General features: G+C 68.6%; 6 protein-coding genes. All 6 read right to left on the bottom strand.

Translation table 11 applies throughout. The features are described from left to right. On the bottom strand, positions 1–500 hold a 500-nt coding region (locus tag ACK5IN_RS02475; protein ID WP_416894645.1), incomplete at its 3' end, for an SDR family NAD(P)-dependent oxidoreductase. 13 nt (positions 501–513) lie between these two features. Continuing rightward, the gene (locus tag ACK5IN_RS02470) at positions 514–1,275 is read right to left on the bottom strand and encodes an SDR family NAD(P)-dependent oxidoreductase (protein WP_416894644.1); all 762 of its coding nucleotides are present in this window, start codon (positions 1,273–1,275) and stop codon (positions 514–516) included. After that, a complete protein-coding gene (locus ACK5IN_RS02465; protein WP_416894643.1) occupies positions 1,268–2,674 on the bottom strand; it encodes an FAD-binding oxidoreductase in 1,407 nt (468 codons plus the stop codon). The genes ACK5IN_RS02470 and ACK5IN_RS02465 overlap by 8 nt, the downstream gene beginning before the upstream one ends. A 289-nt stretch (positions 2,675–2,963) precedes the next feature. Further along, positions 2,964–3,731 carry an SDR family NAD(P)-dependent oxidoreductase gene (locus tag ACK5IN_RS02460; RefSeq protein WP_416894642.1) on the bottom strand — a complete coding sequence of 256 codons (768 nt, stop codon included), beginning with the start codon at positions 3,729–3,731 and terminating at the stop codon, positions 2,964–2,966. Further along, entirely contained in the window at positions 3,718–4,971 is a 1,254-nt protein-coding gene (locus ACK5IN_RS02455) for a multidrug effflux MFS transporter (RefSeq protein WP_416894641.1), read from the bottom strand. Before ACK5IN_RS02455 ends, ACK5IN_RS02460 begins: the two co-directional genes overlap by 14 nt. 112 nt (positions 4,972–5,083) lie before the next feature. Next, complete coding sequence (locus ACK5IN_RS02450; RefSeq protein WP_416894640.1) at positions 5,084–6,592, bottom strand: IS1634 family transposase; 1,509 nt, start codon at positions 6,590–6,592, stop codon at positions 5,084–5,086. Positions 6,593–6,634: the final 42 nt, after the last annotated feature.

Below are 6,634 nucleotides of genomic sequence, written 5' to 3'. Positions count from 1 at the left end.
GCGGCCAGACCCCGTGCCAGGCCGGTCAGCGCGCCCTTGCTGGCGATGTAGTGGCTCATCATTGCGGGCGGCTCGTCGGAGCTGGACGACGTGATCAGGATGACGCGGCCCCACCCGGAATCCCGCAGCGCGGGCAGCGTCGCACGCAGCAGGTGGAAGGCGCCGTCGACGTTGACGCGGAACGTGCGCTCCCAGTCGGCCGGGTCGAGGTCGGCGAAGGGGGCGACGTGCTGGTACGCCGCGCAGTGCACCACGACCGCGGGCGGGCCGAGCGCTGCCCGGACCGATTCCACTGCCGCCGACACGGATGCCGGTTGCGAGAGGTCGCAGGTCACCTCGTGGACTCCCGGACGAGGTGCGGGGGTTGCCACGTCGAGGCTCGCCACGTCGAGCCCGTCGCTTCGCAGCCGTTGCACGATCGCCGCGCCGATGCCGTTCGCGCCGCCGGTGACGAGGGCGACGCGCCCCTCGGCACGCTCGGGGAGCGGGAGCGGGGACACCGGTGGGGGCGCATCAGGCGGAGGCAAGGGTTCCCCCGTCGATCACGATGGTCTGCCCGCTCACGAACGCACCGGCGGGCGAGGCGAGCCAGACGACGGCGCCGGCCACCTCTTCGGGGGTGCCGAAGCGGCCCAGCGGGGTCTTCGCGAGGCGAGTGCGCGCAGCATCCGCATCTCCCGTGATCGGTGTCGAGAACTCGGTCGCGATGACGCCGGGGGCGAGCGCGTTGGCGCGGATGCCGCGGGGCCCCCACTGCACGGCGATGTTGCGCGCGAGCTGGGCGTTGGCGGCCTTGGTGATGCCGTACCCGCCGATGACCTTGTTGCCGCGCAGGCCCGACAGGCTCGACATGACGAGGAACAGTCCGCCGCCGGTATCGGCCATCGCGGGCAGCGCCGCATCGGCCAGGCGCACGACCGACCGCACGTGCAGCTCGAACATGCGGTCCAGCGCATCGAGGCCGCTCCCGCCGTCGCGGTCTTCGAGGCCGACGCCGGCGTTCGCGAACACCGTGTCGAGGTGGCCCCAGCGGTCGAGGGCGGTGCGCACGAGGGATGTCGGTGCCTCGGCGTCGAACAGGTCGGCCTCGACGCCGACGACCTCCAGCCCGCGCCCGCGCAGTCTGGCGGCGATGCCCGCGGCATCTCCCAGCCCGGCGATCAGCACCCTCGCGCCGTGCCCGGCGAGCGCCTCGGCAGAGGCAAGCCCGATCCCGCTCGTGCCCCCGGTGACGATGGCGACCTGGCCGTCGAGGCTGAACAGCGCGCTAGGCACCGAGCTCCCAGTGGTTCTGATTGATCGTGGCTGGGTCTGCGGCGAGGTATCGGTGGAATCGGCTCTTGGGATCGCGCTCGGCGATGATCTGCTGCAGCTTCGTCCAGTTCTCAGGTGCCATGAACTTCAGCTGCCGGTTCGTCATGTCCGAGTCGCCCAGGTACTGGCCCGCCGTGACCGGCTCGGCGTGCGCAAAGACCTCGTCGACCCACGCGCGGTTGCGGGCGAAGTCGGCCGGATCTTCATACACCGTGTAAGCGGCGACGTACGCGTCGGTGTGCAGCGAGAACGCCATATCGGGCAGGTCGCGACGGGGTCCGTTGCTCATCCAGATGGCAAAGCCCACCTCGGTCGGGTTGGTGGTGAACAGCGGACGGATGCCGTCGACCATCGCCGCGATGCCCTCGGGCGTGTACTCGCCGTCGATCCATGCGTTGTCGCAGATGTACTGCCAGTGCTCAGGGTTCTGCTTCAGCTGTTGTACGCGGTGCTCCGCCATGGTGGAGGGTGCGGCATCCTTCACAAACACCGCCCGGTCGAGCACCGGCGACGTGTTGAAGTCGGCGAGCGAGGCCCGGGCGTGCTCGAAATCGTCGCCGAACGCGAGCGCGGTGACGAGGAACAGCCGGCGCTCGGTGCCGTCGGGCAGCTCGGTGGGTGTCGAGACGCACACGATCTCGACGTTTGTCGGCACGTTCCGGTGCGTCTCGTACAGCCACGTCATGACCTCGGTGAAGTCGTCGAGCTCGTACCCGTGCACGGTGTGCGCGAGCGCGCCGAGCAGCGGGCGCGTGGCGAGCTGGAAGCGCACGACGATACCCGGGAAGGTCGGCCCGGCTCCGCGCGCGGCCCAGAACAGGTCGGCGTTCTGCGAAGCATCCGCCCGCACCAGCTCGCCGTCTGCGGTCACGACGTCGATCGCCACGATCGATTCGGCCGCCCAGCCCCAGCCGCGCTGGTTCCAGCCCTGGCCGCCCTGCAGCAGGAAGCCGCCGATGCCGACGGTGGGGCAGTGGCCGCCGTGGAAGAAGCGCCCGCGCTCTTCGAGGTACGGCGAGAGCACTTCGCCGCCCTTCGTCGCGGGGCCGGCGCTGACGACCTTCGTCTCGTCGTCGTACGTGATGTCGGTGAGGTTCCCGAGGTCGATGAGCAGCCCGCCGTCGCGCACGCTCCACACCGCCCACGCGTGGCCGCCCGAGCGGACGGCGACAGTCCAGCCCTTCTCTGCGGCCAGACGCACACCGCGCTGCACGTCGTCAGCGCTCGCGGCGATGAGCACGGCATCCGGCTGCCGGTCGGGGCGGCGTCCGTTGAACACGCGCCCGACGCGGGCGTCCTCCCAGTCGGCGTCGGAGGGAAGTACCAGTCGGCCGTCGAAGGCGGGCACGTCAACAGTCATCGTCGAACTCCTCGGGTGAGATTGCCACCACAGTAGAGAGCGGATGCCTCGGCCTGAAGCTCGCGGGCGGGATACCTGTTATCGCACGGGGCGCTCGCGTTCGTTGCTAGATCTGGAGGTGCGCTCAAAGGGAGCACCATGCCGCAGCCATCTTTCACAACCCCGACACCCTTCTCACCCCGCCTGGACCGTACTCGCACCTCGTCGTCGTGCAGCGACTCTTTGACCCGGTGCTGCACATCGAGATCAAAGCGATCGCGCACGTCTGACCGCGCCTCAATAGACAGATTCAGCCGAGTGTCGAGCTGCCGCCGTCGACGACGAGGTTGATGCCGGTGATCCACGAGGCCTCGTCCGACGCGAGGAACACGGCTGCGTTGACGATGTCCTCCGGCTGACCGACCCCGCGCAGCGGTGTGCGATCCCACGCCGCCTTGAGTGATGGCGGCGGGTCCTCGACGAGGAACGTCGTCGCGATCGTCTGGATGAACCCGGGGGAGATGCACACTGCGCGGATGTTGTGCGGGCCGCCCTCCACGGCGAGCTGCTGCGTGAGGTTGATGACGCCGGCCTTGGCCGCACCGTGCGCGTTCTGCGGCATGAACTCCACGCCTCGGGTGCCGGCGATAGAGCCGATGTTGAGGATGACGCCGCCGCCGCGCGCCTTGAGGTGCTTCCACGCCGCGCGCACGGCGTAGAAGACGATGTTCAGCTCCATGTCGATGGCGAAGTCCCAGTCTTCGACGCTGATCTCGTCGATTGCCCCGAAGCGCTGGATCGACGCGTTGTTGTAGAGGATGTCGATGCCGCCGCGCGCTGCCGCGGCATCGTCGATCCAGGTCTCGACGGCCTTGGGGTCACCCGCGTCGACCGGTGCCGATCCACTGATGCGACCACCCTCGGCCTGCACGAGGCGCACGGTCTCGGCAAGGGCTTCCTCGTTGATGTCGCAGCCGACGACCGTGGCGCCTTCGGAGGCGAACCGGCGCGCGGCCTCGCGGCCCATGCCGCCGCCGATGCCGGTGATCAGCACGACCTTGTTCTCAAGACGTCCCATGTGGGGCTCCTTCCGTGAGTTGTGATGAGTGTGCGGGCTGCGGCGTGCGGAACACGATCCACCCCACCCAGGCCAGGGCGACGCACGCCGAAACGACGAGGGCGACCGGCAGCGGGTCCTGGTCGCCGTTCAGCTCGACCAGCGGCGAGACGATTCCGGCGCCGACGAACTGCACCGCCCCGATGATGGCGAGGGCCGTGCCGGCGACGTGGCGCAGACCGTGCAGGGCATAGCTCGTACCCGGGCCGAAGAGGAACCCCATGCACGAGGCGATGAGGAACAGCGCCGGCAGCAGCGTCCACGCGGAGAGCACTCCGCTCAGCGTGCACACGAGCACGATGAGCGCCCCGAGCGACTCGAGACCCAGACCGAGCGTCATGATGGTGCGTTCGCTCCACTTCTTCGACAGCCGCGCGGTGATGATGCCGCCGAGCACCAGGCCTACGCCGTTGACGCCGAAGATGATCGAGTAGGCGAGCGGGCTCAGCCCCAGCACACCCTGAATGAGGAAGGGGGATGCCGCGATGTAGGCGAACAGGCCGGCGAAGCCGAACCACAGCACCGTCGCGCCGCCGAGATACGTGCGCGAACGGAAGGCGACGAGCGCATTGCGGGGCAGCGTGCGCAGCGACCTCGAGAGACGCCGCTCGCGCGGCAGACTCTCGGGAACGAAGATCGTCACCGCCACGAAGCACAGTGCCGCGAGCACCGCGAGCGCGACGAAGATGCCCCGCCAGCCGAAGAGGTAGAGCAGCGCAACGCCGATGATCGGGCTGATGATCGGGCCGAGGGCGGTGAGCGTTCCCAGCAGGGCATACGACCTGGTCAACGCTGGACCGTCGACCATATCGGCGAGAACGGCTCGACTCACGACGAGTCCAAAAGACGCGCCGATCCCCATGGCGGCGCAGCAGGTCACGAGCAGTGTCAGGTTCGGGGCGAAGGCCCCGGCGACAGCAGCGAGTGTCGCCACCGTACTGCCGATCAACATCGGACCACGCCGACCCGCGCCGTCGGAGAGGGGTCCGGCGAACAGCTGGCCGAGTGCCATGCCCAGCGTGAACCCGGTCAGGCACAGCTGGATCGTGCCGGGGGCTGCCCCGAGATCATCCGCCATCGCGGGAAGCGCAGGAAGGTAGGCATCCGTCCCGAACGGCCCGAGGATCGTGAGCGCACCGAGCGCGATGAGCAGGGGTGGGGTAACCGCCGTCGAGTGCTGCTGCGCGCGTGCTGGTGCCACCCGTCACACGCTAGGTGCTGGGCTGGGCTGCTGGAACGGCTCTGGGCGGATAGTACGCATCGGGGCGCAGAGACCGCTCATACCGGGATCGTGTCACGTTAGTGCGTGACGCTCACGGGTAGATCTTGGCGAGGATCTCGGCCGCTTCTCCCTGGGGTGGCGTCGGCGCAGTCAGCTCGTGTCCGTCGATGCTGATGGTGACGTCGCGCAGCGGCCGTAGCGCGCGAACGATGCGGCGGATGGTGAACCCGGTTGTCTTGTAGAGGTGTCTACTGATCGCGAGGGCGGTGAACACGACGGTGAGGTGCGCGTTGATCGAGTCCGCGGTCGACGCGAACATCGGCCGAGCACGGAGGTCGGTCTTCGCCATCCGGAACGTCGCCTCGACCTGAAACAGATCGTGATACGCGGCCACAACGTCACGAGCGGCCGCGGCCGCGACGGTGAGGTTGGTGACGTACCCCTTGAGCCCGATGTACTCACGGGCCTTCTCCACGCGCGCCCAGTTCACGCCGGGCTTGGTTCCGAGGGTGACGAATCGGTCCTTCTTCGCGGGTCTCGTGCCGGCGGCGATCTGCTCGGCGCGTTCGATCTGCTTGTTCAGCGTGATGTTGTCGCGGATCTTCCGCTTGTGCCGGTACTGCCACACCACCCGCCGGGAGCGGGCGTTCACCCCGGTACCCATCACCCGGGTGGTCTCGATTGTCTCCCCGTCGATGACGATATTCCCCACGGTCGCGGAATGCTCGGCGAGGTCATACGGGGCCGACGAGGTGCGGGAGCCGACGATGAGCCCGAACCCGGCGTCTTCGAGCTTGTTCAGGTTCGCGGCCGTCAGCATGCCGGCATCGGCGACCACCACCACCTGCGGGGCGGAGTGCCGTTCCCGGAACGCGTTCAGCACCGGGAGGAGCGTGAGGGTCTCACCCTTGTTGCCCGCGAACTCGTGCACCTCAAGCGGGAACCCGCCCTGGTCCACGAGCAGTCCGACGAGGATCTGCGGGTCCACCCGGCGCTCCTTGCTCATCCCGACCCGGCGGAGCTTGTCTTCACGCTCCGCCTCGAAGTAGAGGGTGGTGACATCGTAGAGAACGACGGTGAGCGGACCCGTGCGAGTCGCATGCGCGTACGCCACAGTCGCGATCTTCGACCGCCAGTCCTCCGTCACCGACCGGGCAAGGGTCCGCCACAGGGTCGACAGCGGCGGCGCATCGGGGACGCCGAGATCCTCCCACACTCGCAGCGTGTCCGCTTTCGAGGTCGGCTCCACGACACGGGCGAGGACCAGCTTCTTGAACGCGTCGTTGCCGACCGTGTCGAACCCGAGACGCGCGTACGCGTCCTCGAGGACGTCCCACAGCACCCGCGACCTGGACCCGGTCACGATCGGCCCCGATGTCCGCGGCAGCGATGCCGGCGCGAGCGCGTCGAGATCGAGCTGCTCCTGCCCGTTCATCTCCGCGATCCGCTCCCGCGCGATCGTCACAAGCACCGCCAACTGAGCATCATCGTGAGCGGAGCCGAGGTGCTCGAGGATGGTCTGCACACCCCACCTCGTGCGCGCGATCTGCACCGCCGTCGCTCCCGACCCGGTGCGCACCTTCCGCAGGAACAGGCCCACCGAAGCAGTCTAAACACCAGCCATTAGTGCGTAACCCACACA

The organism is Microbacterium sp. (genome assembly GCF_047971895.1).
Classification (GTDB): Bacteria; Actinomycetota; Actinomycetes; order Actinomycetales; family Microbacteriaceae; genus Microbacterium.
The sequence above is the reverse complement of the archived record's forward strand: the minus strand, read 5'-3'. Positions and strand labels throughout refer to the sequence as shown.